Below are 24,683 nucleotides of genomic sequence, written 5' to 3'. Positions count from 1 at the left end.
TTATACAATAAACTAATCCTTACAGTGGAATATATAATCCCAAAGAGTTTTCCATGGATAAAAGCAATTCCGTATTGTAATCGATAGCAGCACTGTCTACGGTACGTCCATCGATGGTAATACCGGAATAATTAGCTACCATAAAGCTGTCAGGAGATACATTTCCATTATACCAAGGCATAGAGCTGAAGTATGATGCCAGTTCCGGGTTATTAAACTGTCTGCCCAGACGTGCAAACATCTCATTACGGATAAAGCAAAGACCCTTATTGCTGTAACCTGCCAGCTCTTCTGCTGTCAGTTGTCTGAATATACTGTCCGGACATATATAATCCTCACTGGTACCTGTTACAGTTCCATCCTTATAGAAATCTGACCGTAATGCAGTATTTGTTCTGGCAGGAACCGGTGTTGCTGTTGGCTCAGGAATTGGAGTTGCTGTTGGCTGCGGTGTAGGACTTGAGGTCGGTGTTGTTGTTGGCTGTGGTGTAGGACTTGCCTCTGCTTTCTCAGATTTTTCTTTCTTGGAGTCTTTCTTTAAATCCTTCTTGGCTTCCTTTTTGGAATCGCTTGTATTTTTTTCACTTTCAGAAGTTTCTCCCAGACCCTCTACTGTATATTCTGTAAGTGGTTTCAGGTTACATCCGTATGCAGCTTCCAGGATTTCCATTCTTGCTTCGTCATAGGAAATTTCTACTGTATCGCCGTTGCTTAATTCTTCCTCAGGCTTTACCTTCATATCCTGTTCCAGATTGTAACCGATAATCTCTCCTGGGGTTTTTCCAGAGTATTCAAACATTTCCTCATAATTTTCATCTATATCCGAGCTTTCCAGGCTGCTACTTGCCTCTGCTTTTTTTCTGATGGCTGCTTTTGCTTTCTTTTCATTCAATGTCAGATCCTGACATTTTTTCTCAAGCTTATCTCCATCTATTTCCACAGATATGGTTGCGCCCTTATCGTTACCGGTCAAAGTAATTTCATAACAGGATTTCAGTTCAACAGCCGGTTTATGGTTCAGATACAGGAATACTCCCCCTGCTCCTGCAGCAACTCCACCAACTACCAGACCTCCTACTAAAACTCCTTTTTTGCCCTTTTTATTCTTTTTTGTCGGACGTTCTTTTTTCACCTTTTTCTGCGTTTTCGGAGATGACGGCTGTTGTGGCCATTCTTCCTGTTCCCATTGCTGTCTGGAATCCAGCTGCACGTTCCACTGCTGACCATCATCCTGCTGTGGTTCCGTCCACTGCGCAGGCTGTATATTTTTCTGATTTTCTACTGCATTTACTTTCATACCACATTCCGGGCAAAAAACAGCGTCTTTCTCCAGTTTGCACCCACAGTTAGTGCAATACACCGGTGCCGCCTCCAGCGGACATCCACAATCCATACAAAATTTTGCAGAATCCTCGCATTCTGCTCCACAATTTGGACAAAGCATCACTAATTCCTCCCTCTTTCCTGTTTGCTTTGGTCTGTTATATGTTTTTCCTTGTTTGATTTTTTCTCAATTTCCCCCTGATTTTCCCTTTCGAGAACTGGTACACTCTGCGGTATGCACTGCATAATCCGCTGAAAGACCATCCACAGCTGTTCCCAGGGAATTGGCAGGTTATCAATTGTATTTTTAATCAGTTTTTTCAGGATATCATCATTCATCTCATCCCTCCTTCTGATATATAGACGATTGAGGGATGGAGTTGGTTTTAAAAAATTCAAATTAATTTTAGCAAAATATTTTTTTCAATTCAATACGTCTTACTTTACATAAAATGATTTTATATATTTTTTTCTGTTAATCGTCATTTTTCACGAATAAAAGCGAAAAGTTTCTGTCGCTTAATCCTCTCCAGAAACTTTTCGCTTTCTTGATTTTCTTATTTTTAAGGGCTTACTCATTCACCGGATTCACATGAACCATACAGTGTTTTACATCTTTAAAATTCTTCTCTATACTATGATGAACATTTTCCGCAATGTCATGTGCCTCATCCAGAGGAATCGTTCCGTCTGCTGAAATTTCAATATCCACATACATCTTGGAACCGAAAAGTCGTGTCTGGAGAAGGTCGATTCCCTTCACTCCTTTCACTCCCATGATTACTTCTCTCATACTCTCTTCTGTTGCCTCATCGCAGGAATGGTCAACCATCTTATCAATTGCATCTCTGAAAATATCCACAGATGCTTTCACGATCAGTACACAGATTGCCACACTGGCAATCGGATCCAGGATCGGGAAGCCAAGTCTTGCACCTAGGATACCGATAAATGCACCAACAGAAGACATTGCATCTGAGCGATGATGCCATGCATCTGCCATCAGTGCGCCAGAGTTTATTTTCTTCGCAGCACTTCTGGTATACCAGAACATCCATTCCTTCACTACAATAGAAACAACTGCCGCAATCAGTGCCAATGTTCCGGGAATTGCAATGCTTGTTCCTGAAGTACTCTTAATAATGTTCTCAATTCCATTCATACCAATTCCGATACCGGTTGCCAGAAGTAACCCGGACAAAATAATGGAAGATACACATTCCATCCGCTCATGTCCATACTGATGCTCCTTATCGGATTTTTTGCTGGATAAATTCACACCGACTATTACCACGAAAGTACTTCCCACATCAGATGCTGAATGAATCGCATCTGAGATCATGGCACCTGAATGTGCCAGAATTCCGGCAAGTAATTTAAATAAGGAAAGTAACAGGTTTACTGCAATACTCACACCTGATACCTTCATTGCCACCTTATGTTCCCATGCAGGCTCTTCCTTCTTAGCTGTCGTGTTACTGTTTGTCTTGTCTGACATTGCTGTCATGTTTAATTTTTTTGTCTGTTCCATAACCAGGACCTCCTAAATTTTCTTTTCAAATATATAAGCTTTTGTACTTTCCTATATTTGAGTTTACAGGTTCTTCTTATGTCACATACATTGCGCCACAGTCAGAAAACATATTTCCTTTCTGTGACTTATCAAAGTGCGGTCTTACAGGGGTCTTTTTGTATTTCGGAACTGCACCTGTCTCAGAAAATCCTCCTAAAAAAATCCCTCTAAAAGAAAATCTTTCCAAAACATACTTTTCAGAAAACAAAAAGACACACCTGCGGAACATACACTGTCCCACAGATATGTCTGAAAATTTTCATATCTGCTGCCGCTTCGCGCGGCCCGGCCCCACGCCCTCGAGCATCTCGGGCATCGCCTGCTCAGTTTGTACTGTTGATCTCGCATTCTGTTGAATGTAATGCAGTGCAAAGAGAATATAAATATTTTTTCTGATAATACACTATAATATATCGGTTAGTCAAGCCAAATGTTATTGAAAATTTTTATCATGATGAAACAATATTCTGCAGCCACACACCCTTCTTAACCAGCACAAATCCAATCACACACTTAATCAAATCCGCCAGCTGCACACATGCATAAATCACAAGCACATGAATTCCTGTATAACGACTCAGCACAAACGCGATCGGCACACTGACGCACCAGATAAACACACTGTCAAACAGGAACGTAATAATCGTCTTTCCACCGGAACGCAGAGTAAAATAGGTTGCATGCAAAAACGCATTCTGCGGCATAAAGAATGCAGTGATCATAATCAGATACTTCGCCAGCTCCCTTGCCTCATCATTGGTATTATAAAGCATTGGAAACAGCGGCGCCATAACAAACATCACCATTGCCACACAGGTACAGCACATCACTGAGAACGCAATCATCTTGTTATCTGTGTCTCTCGCTTTCTTCATATCTCCCGCTCCCAGAAGCTGTCCTACAATGATTGCCACGGAATCTCCCAGGGCAATAAACACAATATTAAACACATTGTTGATGGTATTGGAAATATTCAGCGAAGCAACCACATTCAGCCCTCGAATCGAATAACACTGAGTCAGCATCGCCATGGCAGAAGCCCATAAAGTCTCATTAAACAACAGCGGTGTACCCTTGACCAGAATCTTCTTTGTCAGATTCGCAGGAACCTTAAGCGTGCTGTACAGCCCCTTTGCAAATGCATTCTTCTCCGTATGCCTGTGTGTCCAGCTGATTACAATTGCCGCCTCCACATAACGGGACAGCACAGTTGCGATTGCCGCACCTCTCACACCCAGTCTCGGGAAGAAAAACACACCATAGATCAACAGATAATTAAACAACAGATTCACACAGATTGCCACAACCCCTGCTTTCATTGGAAGAACAGTCTCTCCGCACTCTCTCAGAGTACTGGAATAAATCTGCACCATCATAAACGGCGGCAGTCCCAACAGCATAATATCCAGATACTGCTTTCCATACTTAAGCGTATCTGCAATCTGCTGCGCAGTACCCTCTCCCTGAAGATACATACTGATCAGATTCTCTCCAACAGTCAGAAACAGCAAAATCGTCCCGATTGTCAGAATCACAGCCATCCAGAACTTATACCTGAATGTCTGCCTCACACCCTCATGATCCTTCTGTCCAAAGTACTGTGCCGTAAAAATACCTGCTCCGGATACCCCTCCGAAAATACACAGATTATAGACAAAAATCAACTGATTCACAATGGAAGCCCCCGACATCTGCTCCGTCCCGATCCGTCCGATCATAATATTATCCAGCAGACTCACGAAATTCGTGATTCCATTCTGGATCATAATCGGAACAGCCACAGCCAGAACCATCATATAAAACTTCCTGTCACCGATAAACTTCTTACGAAACGATGACCTTTCTTTCGTCCTCTCCATAAAACTTTTCCTCATCCTTCTTCACAAAAATAGACTGTTCTGAGACAGCCCTCGCCTTAAGCGTTGTATCACTTACATTACTATAAAACTTCCAACATTTCAAGCCCATATCAGTAAATTTATACTACCATTTTCTATTCCGTTTCTGTTCCGTTTTTTCTCCACTCCATATCCGATAACGCACTTCCATACTATCATTCACAGTCCCAGCCAATTCACAGCGAAGAAAAATAAATGTTTTTCTTCGTGTCCCCTTTGAAATCATTAAAAAAGCTGTCGCTTTCCAAATAAATGAGGAAAACGACAGCTTTTCAAAAAGTATTTGCAAGCCTATTTAATAGCACCCTCAACCATACCATTCATAATCTGCTTCTGAGCAAGCAGGAATACGATGATCATCGGAATCATTGCCAGGAGTGCTGCAGTAAGGATCAGATCCCACTGCTTAACATAAGAACCAACAAACGCCTGTACAGCAACCGGAAGAGTCTTAACCTTACCATTCTGTCCTAACATCAGAGAAGGAAGAAGGTAATCGTTCCAGATCCACATACCATTCAGAATAGTAACAGTAACAATAACCGGTTTCAGAAGCGGAAGGATAATGCGGAAGAAAGTTCCCTCAGGAGAACATCCGTCAATCGCTGCAGCTTCTTCCAGTTCATATGGAATACCTTTAATAAAACCAGTTAAGATAAATACTGTCATAGCACCACCGAATCCACAGTATGCAAATACAATACCAGGAATAGACTGAAGCATGTTGATTCCAAGGAATTTACCTACATCACGGAATGTAGAAACCAGAGGAAGCATAACTACCTGGAAAGGAATTGTCATGGATGCGATAAATGTCATGTAAATAACGGTAGACCATTTTGTCTTGTTACGGCAGATAACCCATGCAGCCATACCGCCGAATAAAGCAAGTAATACAAGGGAAACAACTGTAATGATCGCAGATGTTCCGAATGCACTCCAGAAACTGAAGTTGGAGTTGTTGACAACGTTTGAAATATTAGTCTTAAACTGTGCAAAGCTTGCACCTGCAAAGCTTACAGGGTTTGCAACAATACCGTTTGCATTCTTAAATGTATTAATAAGTACCAGATAGAAAGGAGATAATATGTACGCTGCGATAACAATCGCAACAGCTGTAAGCACTACCTTTGGAGTTTTCTTCGTAACCATTACATTTCAACCTCCTTCTTATTGGAAATTCTAACCTGAATAATAGATACAGCAGCCAGGATAATGAAGAACAGAATAGCTTTCGCCTGACCAAGTGCATAATTGTTCTTGGAGATTGCTGTATTATAAATATTCAGAGCCAGCATCTGAGTACCGTTTGTCAGATAGTTTCCGAAGAAACTTGCAACAGAACCTGTACCATTTGTCAAAGCCATGTTAACATCGAACTGTTTGAATGCTGATGTTAAGGTAAGGAATGTACAGATTGTAATTGTAGCTGCGATCATCGGAATCTTGATCTTAAATAATGTTGTAACTGCATTTGCGCCATCGATCTGAGATGCTTCCAGTACATCTTTAGGTACCTGTGTCAGACCTGTTACATAGATCAGCATGATATAACCTGCATACTGCCAGATATAAACAACGATGATAGCCATCATAGCTGTGTTTGTCTTTGACAGAAGTGAAATATTATTTGTCATCTTGATCAGTACGTTATTAAATACGAACTGCCATACATAACCAAGTACGATACCGCCGATCAGGTTTGGCAGGAAATAGGAAGCTCTGAAGAATGAGAGTCCCTTAACCTTAGAGGTACAGAGTAAGGCCAGCATAAACGCTACTACATTTACCAGAACCATGTTCAGAACTACAAACAGAATTGTGATGATCAGTGACCAGAGAAAACTTGGTTCATTGAACATTGCCTTATAGTTTGCAAATCCTACAAATCCTGTCATCTTAATTCCATTCCAGTCTGTAAAGGAATAAAACACACCAAGGCATAATGGAATAATAACTGTTACTACAAATGTAAATAACAATGGAAATACAAATATAAAGTTAACGATGCTTCTGTGATGTTTTAATGTCGGGAATAAATACATTCCCAGTAAGATGCCGATTGCACCGATGATCAGCGCCGGACCTCTCCAGCCTGCTCCGCTTCCGGAAATATCCTGGATCAATGATGCTGCCAGTAAAATAATACCGGCGATCAGGCATACCATGGAAATTGCTTTTTTACTAGCACTGTTTGTATTCATTTTGCCTTCATCCTTCCTATTTCTTATTTCAAAGCAAAAATCAATGCGTCTTAGACTTTTTTGCGTACCTGGGTAAAGGTCTGCCAGACCTTTACTCAGGTATGCAGCGCAAATAAAAGTGGGCGGCAACATAAGCGCCGCCCGTTAAGTTTCAATTATTAGTTTGCATATGCACCCTGGATAACCTGTTCCAGTGTCTTAACAAATCCGGCTTCATCAAGGCTGCCAGATGCATAGTCAGCAAATACCTGACCTGTATAGTTCTGTGCAAGACCTTCTTTCATACCAAGCCAATGCCAAGCAGATGTCTTTCCGGAAGATACATAATCAGTGATTGTCTGAGCAAATGGATCATCACCAACGATTGTGCAGGACTTGAACGGACTTACGAAACCTGCTTCTTTAACAAGAACTTCCTGAGCTTCATCTGTTGTCAGCCACTGAAGGAATGCTTCTGCTGCTTCTACATTACCATCTTTATATACTGACCACCAGGATGGAGAGTTTGTAAGGATTGTATCAATTCCGTCTTCAAATGCGTATGGAATCATACCAACTTCGAAGTTACCAGCTTCTTTATAAGCATCTGCATCATCACCTGTCATAGTTGCACCGATCCAGGATCCCTGAGTAACGAATGCATATTTACCGGATGAGAAGTTAAGGATCTGCTGATCATATGTACCGGATACAAGGAGTGCAGGATCTGAATACTGATTCAGAAGACCTACAAAGTTAGCGAAATCTGTTAAACGCTCTTCGTCAACCTTACCGCCATCATTGAGCATGTCAATGTATGTTGTATCATCTCTGTCAAGACCTGCATCAAGGTAGTTTGCAAATAAGTGGTTACCTGTTGACCAGTAAAGGTTAACTGGTTCTGCTGCATAACCTACAACTGCTGTCAGTCCAAGTTCATCTTTCTTGGAATCAATTGTCTCAAATGCTTCTTTGATTGCATCAGGACCTGTTAATGTAGAAGGATCAATTCCTGCTTTGTCAAGGATGTCTTTGTTATAAGCAAGACCGATTGCTTCTGTTGTATATGGGAAACCGATTGTACCCTGGCTCTCATCAACATAAGCTGCATCTGTGTCAGAAGCCCATTCCTGATCACTCATATCTACTAAAAGGTCTGTCCAGTTAGCGAAGTCTGTAGCACCGCCGTTTACGAAGATGTCAGGCATGTTATCTGACTGATAGTATCCTTTCAGAGTACCCTGAATATCGATTCCGCCGCCCATGGATTCGATTTCTACTTTAGTTCCTGTTTCTTTCTCATACATTTCAGCTAATTTCTTCAGCTGAGCGTCAACTTCGATCTTACCGTTTACAAGACGAATACTGTCACCGTCTGCTGCCTGTACGGATACTGCTGCCGGAACCATTGATGCGATCATAGATACTGCTAAAAGTGTTGCAAATACTTTTTTCTTCATTTTCGTCACCTCGTCATTTTTTTAACTGTTTCTTTTTACCTTTTGCGCATAAGGTTTTTTGATAGTTGTATAATACCACTTTGTTTCTGAAATAGCAAGACCTTTTTCGCATAAGTTTGAATTTTTTTATCTTTCTTTTTCGTCATTTGTTAAATATGCACAATTTCTTTTTTCTATCTTATTACACTATGTCTAAAAAAGTGCTACTTTGAGGTCAAAAAAGTGCATACTCTTTGAATTGTATCCTATGGCTTGTGCCTGTTTTTCCTTCGTCAGACAAGTAAAAACTTCTGCGCAGAACATTACGGAATAATTTCCTGTAACATAATAAAACAGCATTTCAGGTTCTGCACCCGAAATGCTGTTTTATTATGTCTTATTCATTTTGTATCCATTTATGCTGCCTGTTCTTTTTTCTTACCGGTAACTGTAAGCAGATGACTTTTGATCAGTACCGGACGTACTGCATTGTAGATCACTGCTACCAGGATCACAGAAACAACTGCATTGAATAATGTCGCTACAGCACTCATTTTTGCAAGTGCCTGTGCCAGTTCCTGAGGCTGTCCGAGAATATACTGTTTGTAGAAATATCCTACGATCGGATCTGCCACAACATTAAACGCAAGACCTGCTACAGAAGCAATCACACTCCATTTGAAAACATATTTCTTATCTGTACTTTCATTAATCTTTGCAATCTTATGTGCTACCAGACCTGTGATCAGGCCAATACAGAATTTCAGTACAAATGTCTTTGGTGCGCCTGTGATATATACAGGATCCATCAGGTCTGCGATTCCCATTCCGATGGCACCGGATAATCCGCCGTATACACCGCCGATCAGAAGTGCTGCCAGTACGCAGAATGCATTTCCGATATGGATGGATGTTGCATCACCGCCCGGTACAGGGATCTTAATCTGCAGGAATGTAAAAGATACATAGCATAACGCAGCCATAAGAGCTGTCTCTGCAAGTTTTGTAATTGTGCTGTTCTGAGTATTCATAATAACTGTCCCCTCTCGTATAATCTGATAGAATCCAGGTTCATATCAATAAGCCAAACTACCTGCCTGATTCTCGTTATCAGATATTCTCTCATATTGACACATCAATACGTTGAAGTTATCATACGCGAAATGTGTCATTATTTCAATGACCAGTTTTTTAAATTTTTTAGAGGTCAGATTGAATATTATGAAAAAAAGCCCTCCGTCTGCATGCTGTTCACATGAAAACAGAGGGCTTCATTATTCTATTTGTGTCAAGCGGATATTCGCAATTCGGTTAAATCCTTGCTACGCCTGATTTTCTTGCTGCTTCTGCTACAGCTTTAGCTACAGCGTCTTTTACACGTGGGTCAAAGGCTGCCGGAAGAATATATTCCGCTGTTAATTCTTCGTCACTTACCAGACCTGCGATTGCATATGCTGCTGCAACTTTCATTTCATCGTTAACATCTGATGCTCTTGCGTCCAGTACACCACGGAAGAGTCCCGGGAAGCAGAGTACGTTGTTTACCTGGTTCGGATAATCAGAACGTCCTGTGGATACCACTGCTGCTCCTGCTGCTTTTGCTTCGTCAGGGAAAATCTCAGGTACCGGGTTTGCACATGCAAAGATGATCGGATCTTTTGCCATTGTGCGGACCATATCCTGTGTCAGTGTTCCAGGTGCGGATACACCGATGAAGATGTCTGCGCCTTTGATCACTTCTGCAAGAGTACCTTTCTCTTTGTTGAAGTTTGTGATCTTAGCCATCTCTTCTTTGATCGGATTTAATCCTTCTCTGCCTTCGTAAATCGCACCCTTTCTGTCTGTCATGATTACGTTCTTAAGTCCCATAGACATTAACAGTCTAATGATGGCGATACCTGCAGCACCTGCTCCGGAAGTAACGATCTTCACTTCGTCAAGCTTCTTTCCAACAAGTTTCAGCGCATTGATAACACCTGCAAGTGTGATAACGGCTGTTCCATGCTGATCGTCATGGAAGATCGGAATGTCGCAGCATTCTTTCAGTTTCTTTTCGATCTCAAAGCATCTTGGCGCGGAAATATCCTCAAGGTTGATTCCACCGAAAGATCCGGCCAGGAGGCTTACAGTCTTAACGATCTCATCAACATCTTTGCTGCGAACGCAAAGCGGAATGGCATCTACACCACCGAATTCTTTAAAGAGCACACATTTACCTTCCATAACAGGCATACCTGCTTCCGGACCGATATCTCCAAGTCCCAGTACTGCAGTTCCGTCTGTGACAACAGCAACTGTATTCCAGCGTCTTGTCAGCTCATAGCTCTTATTTACGTCTTTCTGAATTTCAAGACAAGGCTGAGCAACACCAGGTGTGTAAGCAAGGCTTAAGGCATCTTTGGAATCTACTTTGGCTCTTGATACAACCTCAATTTTACCTTTTAAATCATAATGCATTTTTAAAGATTCTTTTGCGTAATCCATTTTCGATTTTGCTCCCTTCTGCACTCTTTTTTTGAGACGCCTACATTGTAACATTTACTTTGCCAGGATGCTACTGTTTTTTTTATTTTAAATTGACTATTTTTTATCAAAGTTATAAAAACAGCATTCTCACATTTTTGTTTATGGGAATGCTGTTTCAGTTATTGGACTTTGTTATTTATTTTCATCAAAATGTACTTCCGCACTGGCAACTGCACACTCGTCCAAGAGCTGCTTAAAGGTCTTAGTCTTTGCCTTTTCTTCGTAATCGTCGGACCAGTAGTATCCTTTCAGTTCGTCCATGTATTCGGTATAATCGCAGAGGTATACGTATACTGTGGAAATATCTCTGTCTGAAATGGCAACTGTGTTGGCAGTTCCTGTGAACTTTCCAAAACTCATAGGTTTTCCATCTGCATCCAGAATAACCGGGAAATAATCCGCGGTGTCACCACTTTCATTCATGGTAATCTCAAACGGTGTCTTAGTCAGAGATGTGACTCCGTTTCCTTCGCTGTCTACAGCCTGAATCTCTTTTGTTACTGTCTGTGCATCATTTTTTTCTACAGGAATTGTGAAGTCCCAGTCTCCGTCCACCCACCAGTTTTCATATTTATTTGGGTGTTTATTTACATCCGGATAAAGCTTTGTATACTTATTATACATTTCCTGGTCGATCAATCTTAATGTTTCCTGCTGTTCTTCTGTGAAATTCTCATAGTCGTCTTCGTTTAAACCTGCATCTGCCACTGCCTGGTCACGTTCATCTCTCAACTCCTGTAGAATCTCAGGTGTTGTAGTTTCTTCTTCAGGTAACATACCTACTATCTGAGGAAAACTTAATTTCATGGTAAACTGATCCGGAACTTTGATTTCTTTCAGATAATCTTTTTCGTCAGGTGCTCCTTCTGCGACTGCGTCCTCAATAGTTACGTTCTCTGCATCCTCTATTCCAATTGCTGCTGCCATCTCCTCATTTGTAGCATTATACACATCATCAATTCCTTTTTCTTTCCAGAATTTTTCCCAGGCTTCATTAAATCTTTGCTCCCCTGCAAAATCATAAGTGAATTCAGTGTTGTCTATACGCAGCACTCCTGCAAATGTGTGATCATCAATCAATTGTCCATCCAGCGGAGCATTCACCAGCATATCGCCATCATTAAAATCACATTTCATCCATATACTGCCATTGTTCAGATTGATCCATGGCGTTCCGTCTTCTGTCAGAAGAGTATTCGGAATTTTTTCTTCCATGCTAATGATAAGGGATATGTACAATGCAGTATCATTACAATATACTTCTGAGACAGTAAGTGTTGTACCATTATAAGTCTGGCTCCATTTACTACCCGTATTCTCATTTTCTTTATTATCAGATTCTGTTGCATTGGTGTTCATGTTGTCTGAGGATGTGTTCTGTTCTTTTTCATTCTGTGTGCTGCCAACTTCCGTACTGCTGTTTTCATCCTCTAAAGGTGTCGCATATTTGCTGAAATTCCCAGAGAATCCAAGGGAATTGCCAATGCGCTCAAATACATTGCCAACCAGTGGAATATTTTCTGCAAATGCAGGATTTGTAATGCACACTGCAGAAAATACTGCTGCTGCCGCTGTCATGCCAAGTGCTGTCTTATAGACTGTTTTGAATTTTCTGTGAGATTGCGTTGAATTGCTATTATCAGCAAACTCTCTGTCATCCTGACTATATTTGTTAATTTCCAGACTTTCGACTTTTCTATTTTCTTCGCTATATGTATCCTTTGCACTTTCCTGTCTTTCAGAAGCAGCTGCCATCTCTCTGATTTTTGCAAATGCCTCATTTTTTGCTGCTTCCGCCTGTTTCGGCAGTGGGAAATCTGCCTGCAGAATTTCTTCGATTACATTGTTTGCATCATTCTCCATCTTTTTATCAAAATTAAACTTCTTTGCCATTCTTACTTCATCCCTTTCTTACACTCGCCGTCATGCTTCCTGCTGATACCGGATTTTTTTTTAATATACCATGTGTGTTTCCTTTGTTTTCTTTCCCCGGCTGATTGGTCATTTTACTTCCTGGCATGTACTGTACTTTCTTTCGGTCATTCTCCTCTACCGGTGCATATTCCTGCTTTAACTGTACCCGCGCTCTAGCGAGTCTGGTTTTTACGGTGTTTTCGTTCATATTTAATATAGAAGCAATATCTGCGATCCGAAATTCCTCTACATAATACAGAACCAGTATGATCCTGTAGGATTCGTCCAGCATTCCAAGCATTTCCTTGAACTCAAATTCTGCAATGGACATGTCCTGTCCGGGGACTTCCGGAAGTTCTTCGGCTCTGCTGAAGTTTTTATAATGTCTGTGGATTTTATTGCATTCATTAATCAGAATACGGATCATCCAGGTTTTGAAATGTTCCGGATTCCTAAGAGTATGTATTTTTTCAAAGCAGGTAAGTATGGTATCCTGCATGGCATCTGCGGCATCCTCATCATTATCTAGGATTCCCCTCGCCACCTTGTACATTGCCAGAGAATTCTTTTCCATCAGTTCCAGAAATGCATCCGCATCTCCTGAGATGGAGCGCTTTACCAACTGTATCAAATGCTGATCCTCCTTGCTTAGAGTTTTATGTGTTACTGTTTACTTCATATCCAGTAGCTCTTATGTTTTTACAAATATGTTTCATTCGAATGAAGCTTTGTTGTTTTGTTTTACACTTATTAGATGGAGAATTATAGAGAAAAGTTTCATATCTTTTAAATAAATTTTCAGATGCCAGATTTTTTATATTTATTATAACTTCTCGTCCGCATATAATTGTAATACAAGCAAATTATAATCCCTGAATTTTCCTACAAAAAAACCGACACATTTCTGCACCGGTTTTTTTCACTCATAATCTTTCTTAACGTTTTCTTTTTATTCTTCAGCATTCAGCCTCTTCTGATACATAGACTGGAGCAGGAATTTTCCTGTCTCTGTTTTGAATACTTTTTCCAGCATGTTTCTCACATTGTTTCCGGAAAAATTACTCTCATCTGCATTTACCAGATAATCTGCCTCTATCATGATCTGATAATCAATACCGTCGATTCCGGTTATTGTATGATGATGACTTACAATATAAGAAACACGATCTACAAATTCTTTCGGCAGATCTGAATCTGCGAAAAACTCCTCTATCAGTGCCGCACTTTCTTCCTCCTGATGCTTACCGTTGGCATTTCCGTATTTTGCTCTGCAGAGAGGGCAGGCAATATCATGGACAACTGCAGTTACCTCCACCAGTTTCTGCTGCTCCGGTGACAGATTTTCGCCTTCTGCGATTGTTTTTGCATATGCGTATACTTTCATGAAATGATTGATGTCATGAAGATCTCCCTTGGAATACTCTACCATTTTCTTTACAACTTCTGCTACTGTCATGCTTTATTCCTGCCTTTCTCTTACGAATATAGTTACTTGTTCACTCCATTCTCAGTAACCAGGGTTATCTTATTCTGAAAAACAGCAGAATCTTTCGATCCTGCTGTTTACAATTATCAATTATTTGCAGAGTTCCTCTGCCATAGCCTCAATCTCTGCTTCGTTTGCTTCGCTTAAGGAAGAAGTAATCTTTACATTATTTTCAAGCCATATAATATTTTTGCTCTTTTCAAGCATTCCCTGCATGATTCTTGCTGCAGCAGGTGCCCAGCTTCCGTTTTCAATCAGTCCGATGGTGCGGTTCTGGTAGTTGCGTTCTGTCAGATTTTCAATATAAGTACGCATGAATGGGAAAATATCTCCGTTATATGTAATAGTTGCAAGTACCAGTTTGCCATAGCGGAACGCATCTTCCACTGCTTCTGCCATGTCATCTCTTGCAAGGTCAAATACAGTTACTTTCGGGCATCCTTTTTCTTCCAGTTTCTGTGCCAGAAGTTCTACTGCTTTCTTTGTGTTACCATATACAGATGTATAGGCGATCACAACACCTTCGCTCTCTACTTTGTAGGAGGACCAGATATCGTATTTCTCAATGTAATGTCCAAGGTTCTCTGTGAGGATCGGTCCATGGAGCGGACAGATTGTCCGGATATCCAGAGTTGCTGCTGCTTTCAGGAGTTTCTGAACCTGAGCTCCGTACTTTCCAACGATTCCGATATAGTAACGACGTGCTTCGCAGTCCCAGTCTTCCTCCACGTCAAGTGCTCCGAATTTACCGAATCCGTCAGCGGAAAACAGAACTTTGTCAGCGCTGTCATATGTAACCATAACTTCCGGCCAGTGAACCATCGGTGCAAATACAAATGTCAGAACATGTTTTCCAAGTGTCAGGCTCTCGCCATTACCTACTACGAGTTTCTTTCCGTCCAGATTCAGTTTTCTGAAGAAATTCTCCATCATGGTAAAAGTCTTTGTGTTGGCAACAACTATTGTGTCCGGATATGCCTTCATGAAGTTCTCAATATTAGCCGCATGATCCGGTTCCATATGCTGTACAACCAGATAATCCGGTTTTGTGCCGTTAAGAACCTCTGCTACATTTGTAAGCCATTCATCCTTGAAATTAGCATCTACAGTATCCATAACTGCGATCTTTTCATCCATGATCACGTATGAGTTATAAGACATACCGTTTGGCACTACATACTGTCCTTCAAACAGATCTACCTGATGATCATTTACACCTACATAATAAATATCATTTCCGATTTTCATGATGTGAATTTTCCTCCTTATTGATCTCCTGTTATTTTTCAGAGATGAAAATTTCTTTTTTATTTCTGCACCTATTATATCCAATTTCTTACTGGAAATCAATAGTATTACTGTCAACTAAATACAATCCTACGATAATTATTACTGTGCACTCCGTGCCCAGTAACACGCTACGCGATGCACAAAATTTATGCTAATCGCATAAATTCGCGCGGTATGTCTCGGGTTTTCTGTGACCTTCGCTCACAAAAAACACCTCGCGGAATACTACAAATGAACAGTAACCGATAATTACTATCCGACAAAAAAGAATATTCATATAAAATAGAAATCCCTACTCGATTCGGTTAACATCATGCTGGCAGCTTATTTTTCTTGCAAAAATTTAGTAAAAAACCGACAGCATAGCCAATTGGTCATAAAAACCATTCCATCTTCTCCCTCACATCTGCATGCTTCAGATAAATAACATTAAATTCTCTGACTATGGGCTCACCCTTCAGTGTAAAAATCCCAAGCTCCGGGTCGCTTTTGGCAAGTATTTCATATACAAATGAGATTCCATACCCGGACTTGATCAAGTCGATGATAATCTTAAAGCTGGAAATACATATATGCCGGTGAAAACGCTCCAAAGATTCATTATGCTCCAGAAGCTTTTCCTCCAGGATAGCCAGCGTTCCAGAGCCTTTTTCGCGATGGATCAGAGTTTCTTTCAGGATCTCCTCTACAGATACTTCACGGCCTGCAAAGGGATGATCCTTCGGACAGATTCCCACAAAAGGTTCCCGGCGATACAGCTGGCTTCCGAACCTGTTTTTGTCAAAAAATCCTTCTATGATGGCATAGTCCAGAGTATTTTGTTCCAATAAATGCAAAAGATGCTTTGTGTTATCCACGATCAGAGTCAGTGCTGTATCCGGCTGATTTAAAAAATCGTGAATCCTGTCTGTGATCACATAGTCACCAATGGTCTTGGTTGCACCGATACGCAGTTCCCGGAGACCATTGTTTTTTATCTTTTCCCTGAGAAAATTTTCACGCTGCTGAACCGATCGCAGATAATCCTCCAGCATCTGTGCAGCAGGGGTCTTGATCAGTTTTCTGTTTTCATAAAGAAAAAGACGGCAGCCATACTCCTTCTCCAAAAACTGGATATGCTGGGTAACTGCCGGCTGGGTAATATGTAACAGCTCTGCCGCCTCCCTGTAATTCATAACATTGCATACTGCCATAAACGTTTCCGTTCTGTAATCTAACATAATCTTTTTGAACTCTCCCACTCTATTGATATCAGATAGTTTTTTCTGTGTAGTTTCCTTTTTCATAAGCATTACTTATCGTATAATAAAAACTCATAAATTGATTTTATCATTCATAAAGCCTATAATCAACAAAAGAAACGCCGTATACATCAGAAAACAGTAACAGCGTTACTGTTCACACGTCACTATCCCGCGAGGTGTTTTGGCATGAAAATGCCAAAATCCCGAGACATGTTTCGCGATACAGAAAACTGGAACCTCGATCATTCTTTTCAGATTCCATATTTTTTCAGATTAACTTTTCCATCCTCTACTTCTATTCCATCTGCTTCCAAAAGCTTTGCCTGCTCACCGGCTCCTCCAAAAGCAAATTCTCCCGCGAGTTCGCCCTTTGCATTTACCACCCGAAAGCATGGAATATGTTCCGGATCCGGATTCTTGTGGAGAGCATTTCCCACTGCTCTTGCCATTCTGGGATTACCAGCCATCTCAGCAACCTTACTGTAAGTCGCAACATGACCTTTGGGTATTCTTTTGACCGCTTCATAAATTCTTTTTGTCGGACTGTCAGTAACCAGATCATAGCTTTCAGAAATCATTCTTTTTATATCTTTCTCCGGTATACTTCCATCCAAAATAAGCGTATTCCAGTGTTCTTTGTTCTGATGATATCCCGCAATTACTGAATCATAAGCAGAACGCCAGAAATCACGCCACTGTGGATCTACCTTTACATTCAGATTAATATATCCATCCTTTTCATAAATCCAGAGAAAAGCCTTTTTACTTTCTCTGGCTCTTACTAACTGCCAGTTCTGGTCATGAAAAGGTTTTTCTTCATATACATTTTTAAATGATAGTCCATATTTTAATGCTTCTTCCCTTGTTTTCATATTCTTCTATTCCTTCTTTTTATATTTATGCACAAAAAAACCAGCTATCATCTAGCTAGTATGGCTCACGCTAATTAGCAACCTGTTTCATTTGTATAAATTCCCATCTACTGCTTTGTCGTCAATCGGCGTAGCCACCGCTACGCCTCATTCCTTCGCCTTGTAGATGAAAATTTATCCAGCATAAATCAGATTGTTAATTAGCGTGAGTCATATTAGTTTTAGTATATCTTCCAAACTACATACATGTCAACATTCCTTGAGAATCAATTTTCTGCGTTGCCGATTGAATTTTGCCACATTGGTGTCAGGCCCTATGACTTGCATTTCGGTAACAAATTTTCAGTTCACAATACACAAGGCTGTCACACCACATAAGCAATTAGTGCAACAGCCTCTTTTCTATTCTCTGATATCAGGCTCACGAAACCCTGCCATCTTTCATTTCGAATACAGTATCAACGATATTCATCGTAGATTTTCTGTGTGATACAAGTACTACAGTCTTTTTCTCTGAAGCCTCTCGCAATGATTTCAGGATGATTCCTTCATTCAGGGAATCCAGATTTGAAGTTGGCTCATCCATAAGAATCAGCGGACTGTCATGTAAGAACGCCCTTGCGATTCCGATTCTCTGTTTCTCGCCGCCGGATAAGGTATCTCCCAGCTCGCCCACTTCTGTGTCGTAGCCTTTCGGAAGTTTCATGATGAAATCATGAATGGATGCTTTCTTTGCTGCTTCGATGATTGCCTCTCTGGAAGCTCCCGGGCTGCCTACCGCAATGTTGTTAGCAATGGAGTCGTGAAACAGGTGAGTTTCCTGTGTTACATAGCTTTCCATGTCACGCAGATATCTGGTTGGGATTTTTCTTACGTCTTCACCGTCTACAGATACTCTTCCCTGATTTACATCCCAGAAACGCATGAGCAGTTTCAGAAGTGTAGATTTACCGGAACCACTGGCTCCGTGGATGCCGGTAATCTTGCCTGGCTCCAGTTTCAGGGAATAATCATCCAGGATTGTTTCATTTTCATAGGCAAATGTAACATTATTTGCTTCTGCACCTGAAAAATTTTCGGATACCGTTTTTATATGCATATCTTCCGGAATTTCTTCCACCATCGGTGTTTCTTCCAGTAAAGACAGAACTCTCTCACCACTGGCCAGTGTCTGATTCAGATTGTTGGACAGACTGGATAACGCTACCACTGGTCCAAATGAACCCATCATTGCAATGGTACAGATTCTAAAGTTGTTCCCAAATAATGAGTTGCATCATTTAAAGCGGGATATGTATTTCCATAATCATCTGTATAACTTTCATTTCCGTTATCAGTATATCCAACACCATCATATCCTCTGTACTCAACAGAATAATCAGAATACAACACCCTTTCAATTTCAAATGTACTGCCGCCACTTCCTCGTACTGTCAATGATGATGTATTAATAACCGTTTTATCTGTAGTATCATCTCCAGGGGTTCCATTATTATCTGTATCTGAATAACCATCTCCCGAATTATCCGGATCAGGATTCTGACCGTCAGAATTTTCCCCCGTTTCATCAGAAGAATTCACTCCTGTCTGATTCTGATTTTCTTCCTGATCTGCAGCATCAATCTGTTCTGAATTCTCTGTCGAACCATCACGGTTTGAATCCTCCGGCTTATCTCCCTTTCCTGTCAGCTGCTGACCACCGGACGTTTCATGAGCTGCCACCATATCAACCAATTCTCTCTTCTTAGCATCTTCTTCGGAATCCTGTCCTGTTTCATCTCCGTCTTTTGGTATCTGATCCTGCGTGTTCTCTGCCCCGGAAATCACCTCTCCCGAAAAACAAAACACCAGATTTCCTCCAACAAGCACCATCGCCAAAAGTACTCCTGGAAGAATATTCTTCCGAAGCTTCTTCATATTCAGCATATACAGAATTCTGTCTTTAAAAACCATACTGCTGTCATTCAGACTTGCCGTCACATAAGGCACCTGATTATCTATGGCAACGGTTCTCAGCAGAAGTTTCCGGTACAGTTTACGTTCTGCTCTGCTGCAGACACGGACAACTTCCGCATCGCAGAGATTCTCAATATCCTTGTCAGCTTCCCACAGCATAAACAACAGTGCCGGATTAAACCAGTACACAGATGCACAGATTCTCAGAAGCATCTTATACCACAAATCCTTATGTAAATAATGCGTCAGCTCATGATGATAAACCAGCTTCAGCTCTTCCGCTGAATATCCAACTGCCGGAAGATACAATTTCGTCCGGAATAATCCCGTCAGAAGCGGCGTACTGAGTCCTGCATTCTGCATCAGTTCAGGTCTTCGGCCAATCCCTTTCTGTTCACACACATCCCGGTACATTTTCCACTTCATCAGATCATTCACCGGAAGACTCATCCGTTTCAGGCTTCTCATAGAAAAATAATATGCACAGATCTCTGCCAGTAATTTTATAACCACACCTGCCAGCCATACGATCATAAAAATCTTTGCAGCCAGCGGTACGATATGTCTGCCAAACAATGCTGCAGATTTTGAAGCAGACTGCACTTCATCTGTCAAAACTGTGTCTGCGGATGTTTTGTCTGTCACAACCGTATCCTGCAGTTTTTTATCTGCAGTACTGCTATCCTCTAAATTTACCTTAGAAGAATTTACATTCGCAGAATCTGCATTTGCCGAAGTTATTCTCTTCGCAGTTATCTTTTCATTCCCACTGCTCTCAATCCCCGGCACTTTGAAATTTATAAGGGAAAAATCCGATGGAAGTCGCGCAGGAACCAGCAGACTCACTGCAACAGCCAGCCAAACCACGTACTTCCATCTTGCTGTAAATCTGTTCTTTAACAAAACAGATAACCCCAGCACAAGAAAAATAACAACTGCGGAAATAATATTAAGCTTCAAAACATGTAATGCAAATTCCGCCATCACTTATTCCTCCTTCTCATCCAACTCCCTCAGAAAATCACTGAGATCCTGTATTTCCTCTGAACTTATCTTCTTTCCCTGATAAAGAGAAGTCACAAACTTCTTAAGAGAATTTCCGTAAAGTTTCTCCAGTACACTCTTACTTTCATTTGCCTGATAATCTTCCTGGGATACCAGAGGCGTATACAGATTCATCTTTCCCTGCTTCTCTACAGAAACGAAATTCTTATTCTCTAATCGGGTCAGCAGTGACAAGATTGTAGTCGGAGCCAGCTGTTTCTTTACATTCACCAGCTTCTCAATCTCCGCCCGGGTCATCGGCGGAGTCCCGTTCCATAAAGCCAGCATAATGTCCAACTCTGACTCCGGCAAACGCTGATATGCTTTTTTCAATAAAATCACCTCATTTCTTCTACAATTGTAGGAATAATTTTATTGTAGCAACCACACAATAATCCGTCAATGCTAATTTATCTCTGTATAATCATTTCCATTTTCATCTGTCCAGGTTCCGTCTCCATTGTCAGTAAAATCAGTTCCATTATCATCCCGATAATAATCTCCATTTGTCGTCTGTGTAACTGTAACCGTATTTCCATCAGAAGACTCCAGTGTATGCTGCTCCAATGTTATTCCCAGGTAATGTGTTGCATCATTTAAAGCCCTATAAGTATTTCCATACTCATCTGTATAACTCTCATCACCATTGTCCGTATATCCTACACCATCATCATCCCGGTAACAATAATCCCCATTTGTTTGCTGAGTAATCGTAAAAGTACTTCCATCCTCTCTCACAAGTGTCAATGTCTCAAGATAAATATTATTGCCACTGTCCTCATCTGTATCCACATTTACCTCATTGGAAGTCTCTGTTTCTCCTGCCTCTGAATTTTGATCTTCATTCTGCTTGTCGTCCTGATCACTTCCACTATTGTCAAAACCCTCCTGTGTATCTAATGCCGGATTTCCCGGATAGGAAATACTCTCCACCATCTCACGCACCTTACCGATATCATCTACATCTTTCGCAAATCCCTTCACCACATAAAGATCACTGCCAACAGAATAAGCCGTTTCGTAACAAGCCGCATACTGATCACTTGCTTTCGCAAACAATGGGGTATCATCATCTGCATCATACTTATAAACACCAACCCAGTCCTTACCGCTCACAAAATAAGCATATGTTCCCTTCATATCCTTCTGCTCCCAGTCAGAACTCACTGGCTGCGGATCAAACTTCTCACTCCCGCCATCCCTGGCCCATACAGCATTCATTCCAGTCATGGACATGCAAAACACCGATAACGAAGCAACAACCGTAATAAATCTTTTTCTGTTCATAAGAATTCCCCTTTCGTCATTAATTGTAACTCCATTTTTATCCGTTTCTTCTACTTTTGTAGAAGTTAATCATATACTACATATGTAGAAGATTAGTGTCAAGCTGTTTTTCTACAAATATAGTAATATATAAATTTTTTCATTTAAAGACAAACAATCAAAAAAACGTCAAAAAAGACCAGCTGACATCCAGCTGGCCTTCTCTATTTCCTTAATTTAAGTCAAACGGATAAAATCATCCGCTTCGCTCCTTACTTGATTCGGTTAAAAAGCACAAATATTAACATTTTTCTCAGCATCTTCTTTCGCTGCAAAAGGTCCAGGAATCACCTTAGCACCTCTGTGTCCACCAAAGTAATCAGCGTCAAATGTTATCGGTGTTCCATCCGGATTTTCGAAGAATTCTTCCGGCTCAAAAGCTTTTCCTAAAACTTCTGTATTGATCATACGTCCGGAGAAATCTCCAAGAATCTCGTAAATATTTGTATCCAGAATATATTTTCCGTCTTTCTCTGTTAATTCTACCTTCACATTCTCAGAAGAAACGAGTCCATTTTTCTCATGTTTCCATGCCTTTGCACCATTAAGGTAAACATTTCCCTCACTCCATACCGGTAAATGGTCAAAGTGAACCGGCTCCAGTTTCTTCATATCTGCAGGTTTTGCAAAATCAAACTGTGAGATCCATTCATCATAAGTTGGATACTCGTCGAACATCCAGGTTCCAACTTTTCTGTTCTCAGAATCAAATCCATCATCAGAATCATGCATTATGATAAAATCTTCTGAAGGCCATTTCTGAACAAAAATATTGTTATAGAAACGATCATCTCCATGAAGTATTGTCATAAATCCTCTGACCTCTGTACGATGAGGCATATGATAAGGTGTATAACGCCATCCGGTTCCATCACCTACACAGGTTAAAGCACCGCAGATCAAGTTATGTACCATAGCAACACCCTGAGTAGCAAAACGCAGGCTGGCGTCTGACAGAAGGATATTGTTATCAATAAGAGTCGGTCCATGACCTACTTCAACAAAGATATCCTGGCACATCATACCGCCTTTCAACTGTTTTGCAAATGCCGGTCGCTGATTATCATGAAGCAAGTTCTGAGTGAGTCGTGTACCCTGAGCTTCCCAGTCGCACCAGATTCCCATTGTACAATGATGAATATGATTTCTTCTCATAATAACATCAATTGCAGCATGCATCTTAATTCCGGCAATCTCTGCACCCCCCAGTTCCATCATATTGTTGATATGATGAATATGGTTGTCCTCAATAATACTGAATACACCGCCCATACGGCCGATAATACCACCCTGCTCGCAGTGATGGATATCGTTTCGACGGATAATGTGGCTTCCTACTTTTTCTTTAAGCCAGCCATGATACTGTCCGCGGCATACTGCATCTCTTTCCATCTGAGTTGGACTCTTCACATATTTATTTGTAAAATAATGATCGTTTTCTGCATCATAATATTTTCCAAGAGAAATACCTGCACATTTGCTGTTAGAAATTTCGCAGTCCTCAATGATCCATCCTTTGCTCCAGTGAGGTCCGATCATACCATCCTGATAAGCTGCAGGCGGAGCCCAGGTAGTTGCTGCTTTTGTAACTACGAAGCCACTGACTGTGATATATCCCACACCGGTTTTGGATGGCATAAAACACTCACGGCGTACGTTTATCTCTACATTTTCTTTATTTGGATCTGCTCCATGGAAATTCGCATAAATGACTGTCTCGTCTTTCTCCTGGTCCTGTTCTGTATACCATTTATAAGTAGACTCTTCCGGAACCCAGCTGCACTCATAAACCTCAGCTTTGATGCATTCCTCTACACTTCCAGCTTCATAAAGAGCACGGTCATTAAGATATACACATCCTGTGTGTTTGTCAGCTTTGGCAAAATACCAGTCACCATAAACCATAGTTGTATATGGATTATAGCTGCCAAAAAGACTGTTCGCTACACGGCATACCCATACATCTTCTTTATAAGGAACCCATGTCTGAATACGTTCTGCACCAGTGATAACTGCACCGAGAGGCTCTACGCTCCTGTAAGTAATTCTCGCATCTTCTGTACCGGCATGAATCGGATCTACATATTCCCGGTAAACTCCAGGCGCTACCAGAACTTCATCCCCCGGCTGTGCAATTTTTGCCGCATCATTGATATGACGAAATGGCATCTGCTCTGTACCATTTCCGTCATGACCAGCTTTTCCATTTACATAAATCTTCATGAAAAACCCTCCCATATATGTTTTTAAATAAATTAGATTCTATAAACTTTGCTACTAATTTTAAAGTGCTTTTTTCTGCAATACAATATATTTTTAATCCCACTTTCTATAATTTTCTGTAATGCAATTATATAATTTTCTACATTCTTCTAACGGCAGGATTTCTTCGCATATTTGCAGTCAATATAACAGACTTTCTTTTATTTTTGCGCACAAAAAAACCAGCTAACTACTAGCTGGTTTCTACTGTATCTTCAAAACTACATACATGCTGACATTTCCCTGAAAATCATTACTTCCTGCGATTCTTGGTCAAGCCCTCACCCGATTAGTAACAGTCAGCTCCATGTGTTACCACACTTCCACCTCTGCCCTATCTACCTCGT

At 40.9% G+C, this 24,683-nt stretch carries 19 protein-coding genes, 1 pseudogene and 1 riboswitch; all 20 genes and pseudogenes read right to left on the bottom strand.

The genetic code is table 11. The features are described 5' to 3' along the window. Positions 1 to 19: 19 nt before the first annotated feature. On the bottom strand, positions 20 to 1,444 hold the full coding sequence (locus ACTNC0_RS16845; protein WP_441088296.1) for a YARHG domain-containing protein: 1,425 nt from the start codon (positions 1,442 to 1,444) through the stop codon (positions 20 to 22). A gap of 2 nt (positions 1,445 to 1,446) precedes the next feature. Further along, the gene (locus tag ACTNC0_RS16840; protein WP_441088295.1) at positions 1,447 to 1,662 is read right to left on the bottom strand and encodes a hypothetical protein; all 216 of its coding nucleotides are present in this window, start codon (positions 1,660 to 1,662) and stop codon (positions 1,447 to 1,449) included. A gap of 232 nt (positions 1,663 to 1,894) precedes the next feature. After that, entirely contained in the window at positions 1,895 to 2,821 is a 927-nt protein-coding gene (locus tag ACTNC0_RS16835; protein ID WP_441088309.1) for a cation diffusion facilitator family transporter, read from the bottom strand. 305 nt (positions 2,822 to 3,126) lie between these two features. Further along, positions 3,127 to 3,233, bottom strand: a riboswitch (NiCo riboswitch). Between the two features lie 112 nt (positions 3,234 to 3,345). Further along, the gene (locus ACTNC0_RS16830) at positions 3,346 to 4,755 is read right to left on the bottom strand and encodes an MATE family efflux transporter (protein ID WP_243102303.1); all 1,410 of its coding nucleotides are present in this window, start codon (positions 4,753 to 4,755) and stop codon (positions 3,346 to 3,348) included. A gap of 330 nt (positions 4,756 to 5,085) precedes the next feature. After that, a complete protein-coding gene (locus ACTNC0_RS16825) occupies positions 5,086 to 5,946 on the bottom strand; it encodes a carbohydrate ABC transporter permease (protein ID WP_026649942.1) in 861 nt (286 codons plus the stop codon). Beyond that, positions 5,946 to 6,998 (bottom strand): carbohydrate ABC transporter permease, encoded by a 1,053-nt coding sequence (locus ACTNC0_RS16820; protein WP_020993413.1) that lies wholly within the window; start codon positions 6,996 to 6,998, stop codon positions 5,946 to 5,948. Before ACTNC0_RS16820 ends, ACTNC0_RS16825 begins: the two co-directional genes overlap by 1 nt. 158 nt (positions 6,999 to 7,156) lie before the next feature. Further along, positions 7,157 to 8,398, bottom strand: coding sequence for an ABC transporter substrate-binding protein (locus ACTNC0_RS16815; RefSeq protein ID WP_441088308.1), 1,242 nt, complete (start codon positions 8,396 to 8,398; stop codon positions 7,157 to 7,159). A gap of 434 nt (positions 8,399 to 8,832) precedes the next feature. After that, entirely contained in the window at positions 8,833 to 9,447 is a 615-nt protein-coding gene (locus ACTNC0_RS16810) for an ECF transporter S component (protein ID WP_008705795.1), read from the bottom strand. A gap of 280 nt (positions 9,448 to 9,727) precedes the next feature. Beyond that, positions 9,728 to 10,900 (bottom strand): NAD(P)-dependent malic enzyme, encoded by a 1,173-nt coding sequence (locus ACTNC0_RS16805; protein WP_441088294.1) that lies wholly within the window; start codon positions 10,898 to 10,900, stop codon positions 9,728 to 9,730. A gap of 174 nt (positions 10,901 to 11,074) precedes the next feature. Then, positions 11,075 to 12,835: a DUF4179 domain-containing protein gene (locus tag ACTNC0_RS16800; RefSeq protein ID WP_441088293.1), complete on the bottom strand. Its 1,761-nt coding sequence runs from the start codon at positions 12,833 to 12,835 to the stop codon at positions 11,075 to 11,077. Positions 12,836 to 12,842: 7 nt separating this feature from the next. Then, positions 12,843 to 13,487, bottom strand: coding sequence for an RNA polymerase sigma factor (locus tag ACTNC0_RS16795; protein ID WP_441088292.1), 645 nt, complete (start codon positions 13,485 to 13,487; stop codon positions 12,843 to 12,845). 318 nt (positions 13,488 to 13,805) lie between these two features. After that, positions 13,806 to 14,312, bottom strand: coding sequence for an HD domain-containing protein (locus tag ACTNC0_RS16790; RefSeq protein ID WP_441034949.1), 507 nt, complete (start codon positions 14,310 to 14,312; stop codon positions 13,806 to 13,808). Positions 14,313 to 14,432: 120 nt separating this feature from the next. Further along, on the bottom strand, positions 14,433 to 15,590 hold the full coding sequence (locus tag ACTNC0_RS16785) for an FprA family A-type flavoprotein (RefSeq protein WP_441088291.1): 1,158 nt from the start codon (positions 15,588 to 15,590) through the stop codon (positions 14,433 to 14,435). 416 nt (positions 15,591 to 16,006) lie between these two features. Continuing rightward, complete coding sequence (locus tag ACTNC0_RS16780; protein ID WP_441088290.1) at positions 16,007 to 16,852, bottom strand: LysR substrate-binding domain-containing protein; 846 nt, start codon at positions 16,850 to 16,852, stop codon at positions 16,007 to 16,009. 275 nt (positions 16,853 to 17,127) lie between these two features. Next, positions 17,128 to 17,748 carry a methylated-DNA--[protein]-cysteine S-methyltransferase gene (locus ACTNC0_RS16775; RefSeq protein WP_441088289.1) on the bottom strand — a complete coding sequence of 207 codons (621 nt, stop codon included), beginning with the start codon at positions 17,746 to 17,748 and terminating at the stop codon, positions 17,128 to 17,130. A gap of 421 nt (positions 17,749 to 18,169) precedes the next feature. After that, positions 18,170 to 18,994, bottom strand: a pseudogene (locus ACTNC0_RS16770) (ABC transporter ATP-binding protein); the annotation flags it as partial. Continuing rightward, positions 18,976 to 20,688 carry a M56 family metallopeptidase gene (locus ACTNC0_RS16765; protein WP_441088288.1) on the bottom strand — a complete coding sequence of 571 codons (1,713 nt, stop codon included), beginning with the start codon at positions 20,686 to 20,688 and terminating at the stop codon, positions 18,976 to 18,978. The gene ACTNC0_RS16765 and the pseudogene ACTNC0_RS16770, both read right to left, overlap by 19 nt. Before the next feature lie 3 nt (positions 20,689 to 20,691). Then, a complete protein-coding gene (locus ACTNC0_RS16760; protein ID WP_441088287.1) occupies positions 20,692 to 21,090 on the bottom strand; it encodes a BlaI/MecI/CopY family transcriptional regulator in 399 nt (132 codons plus the stop codon). A gap of 63 nt (positions 21,091 to 21,153) precedes the next feature. Next, positions 21,154 to 22,035, bottom strand: a complete 882-nt coding sequence (locus ACTNC0_RS16755; protein ID WP_441088286.1) for a hypothetical protein — start codon at positions 22,033 to 22,035, stop codon at positions 21,154 to 21,156. A gap of 264 nt (positions 22,036 to 22,299) precedes the next feature. Beyond that, complete coding sequence (locus ACTNC0_RS16750) at positions 22,300 to 24,297, bottom strand: right-handed parallel beta-helix repeat-containing protein (protein ID WP_441088285.1); 1,998 nt, start codon at positions 24,295 to 24,297, stop codon at positions 22,300 to 22,302. Between the last annotated feature and the right edge of the window lie 386 nt (positions 24,298 to 24,683).

It is taken from the genome of Blautia sp. HCP3S3_B11 (genome assembly GCF_052064435.1).
In the GTDB taxonomy this organism is placed as follows: domain Bacteria; phylum Bacillota; class Clostridia; order Lachnospirales; family Lachnospiraceae; genus Blautia_A.
This window is presented reverse-complemented; position numbering and strand designations above follow the sequence as displayed.

Coding starts and splice junctions, on each gene's coding strand:
- ACTNC0_RS16845 (WP_441088296.1), bottom strand. CDS start 1,444: ATGCTTTGTCCAAATTGTGGAGCAGAATGCGAGGATTCTGCAAAATTT.
- ACTNC0_RS16840 (WP_441088295.1), bottom strand. CDS start 1,662: ATGAATGATGATATCCTGAAAAAACTGATTAAAAATACAATTGATAAC.
- ACTNC0_RS16835 (WP_441088309.1), bottom strand. CDS start 2,821: ATGTCAGACAAGACAAACAGTAACACGACAGCTAAGAAGGAAGAGCCT.
- ACTNC0_RS16830 (WP_243102303.1), bottom strand. CDS start 4,755: ATGGAGAGGACGAAAGAAAGGTCATCGTTTCGTAAGAAGTTTATCGGT.
- ACTNC0_RS16825 (WP_026649942.1), bottom strand. CDS start 5,946: ATGGTTACGAAGAAAACTCCAAAGGTAGTGCTTACAGCTGTTGCGATT.
- ACTNC0_RS16820 (WP_020993413.1), bottom strand. CDS start 6,998: ATGAATACAAACAGTGCTAGTAAAAAAGCAATTTCCATGGTATGCCTG.
- ACTNC0_RS16815 (WP_441088308.1), bottom strand. CDS start 8,398: ATGATCGCATCAATGGTTCCGGCAGCAGTATCCGTACAGGCAGCAGAC.
- ACTNC0_RS16810 (WP_008705795.1), bottom strand. CDS start 9,447: ATGAATACTCAGAACAGCACAATTACAAAACTTGCAGAGACAGCTCTT.
- ACTNC0_RS16805 (WP_441088294.1), bottom strand. CDS start 10,900: ATGGATTACGCAAAAGAATCTTTAAAAATGCATTATGATTTAAAAGGT.
- ACTNC0_RS16800 (WP_441088293.1), bottom strand. CDS start 12,835: ATGGCAAAGAAGTTTAATTTTGATAAAAAGATGGAGAATGATGCAAAC.
- ACTNC0_RS16790 (WP_441034949.1), bottom strand. CDS start 14,312: ATGACAGTAGCAGAAGTTGTAAAGAAAATGGTAGAGTATTCCAAGGGA.
- ACTNC0_RS16785 (WP_441088291.1), bottom strand. CDS start 15,590: ATGAAAATCGGAAATGATATTTATTATGTAGGTGTAAATGATCATCAG.
- ACTNC0_RS16780 (WP_441088290.1), bottom strand. CDS start 16,852: ATGTTAGATTACAGAACGGAAACGTTTATGGCAGTATGCAATGTTATG.
- ACTNC0_RS16775 (WP_441088289.1), bottom strand. CDS start 17,748: ATGAAAACAAGGGAAGAAGCATTAAAATATGGACTATCATTTAAAAAT.
- ACTNC0_RS16765 (WP_441088288.1), bottom strand. CDS start 20,688: ATGGCGGAATTTGCATTACATGTTTTGAAGCTTAATATTATTTCCGCA.
- ACTNC0_RS16755 (WP_441088286.1), bottom strand. CDS start 22,035: ATGAACAGAAAAAGATTTATTACGGTTGTTGCTTCGTTATCGGTGTTT.
- ACTNC0_RS16750 (WP_441088285.1), bottom strand. CDS start 24,297: ATGAAGATTTATGTAAATGGAAAAGCTGGTCATGACGGAAATGGTACA.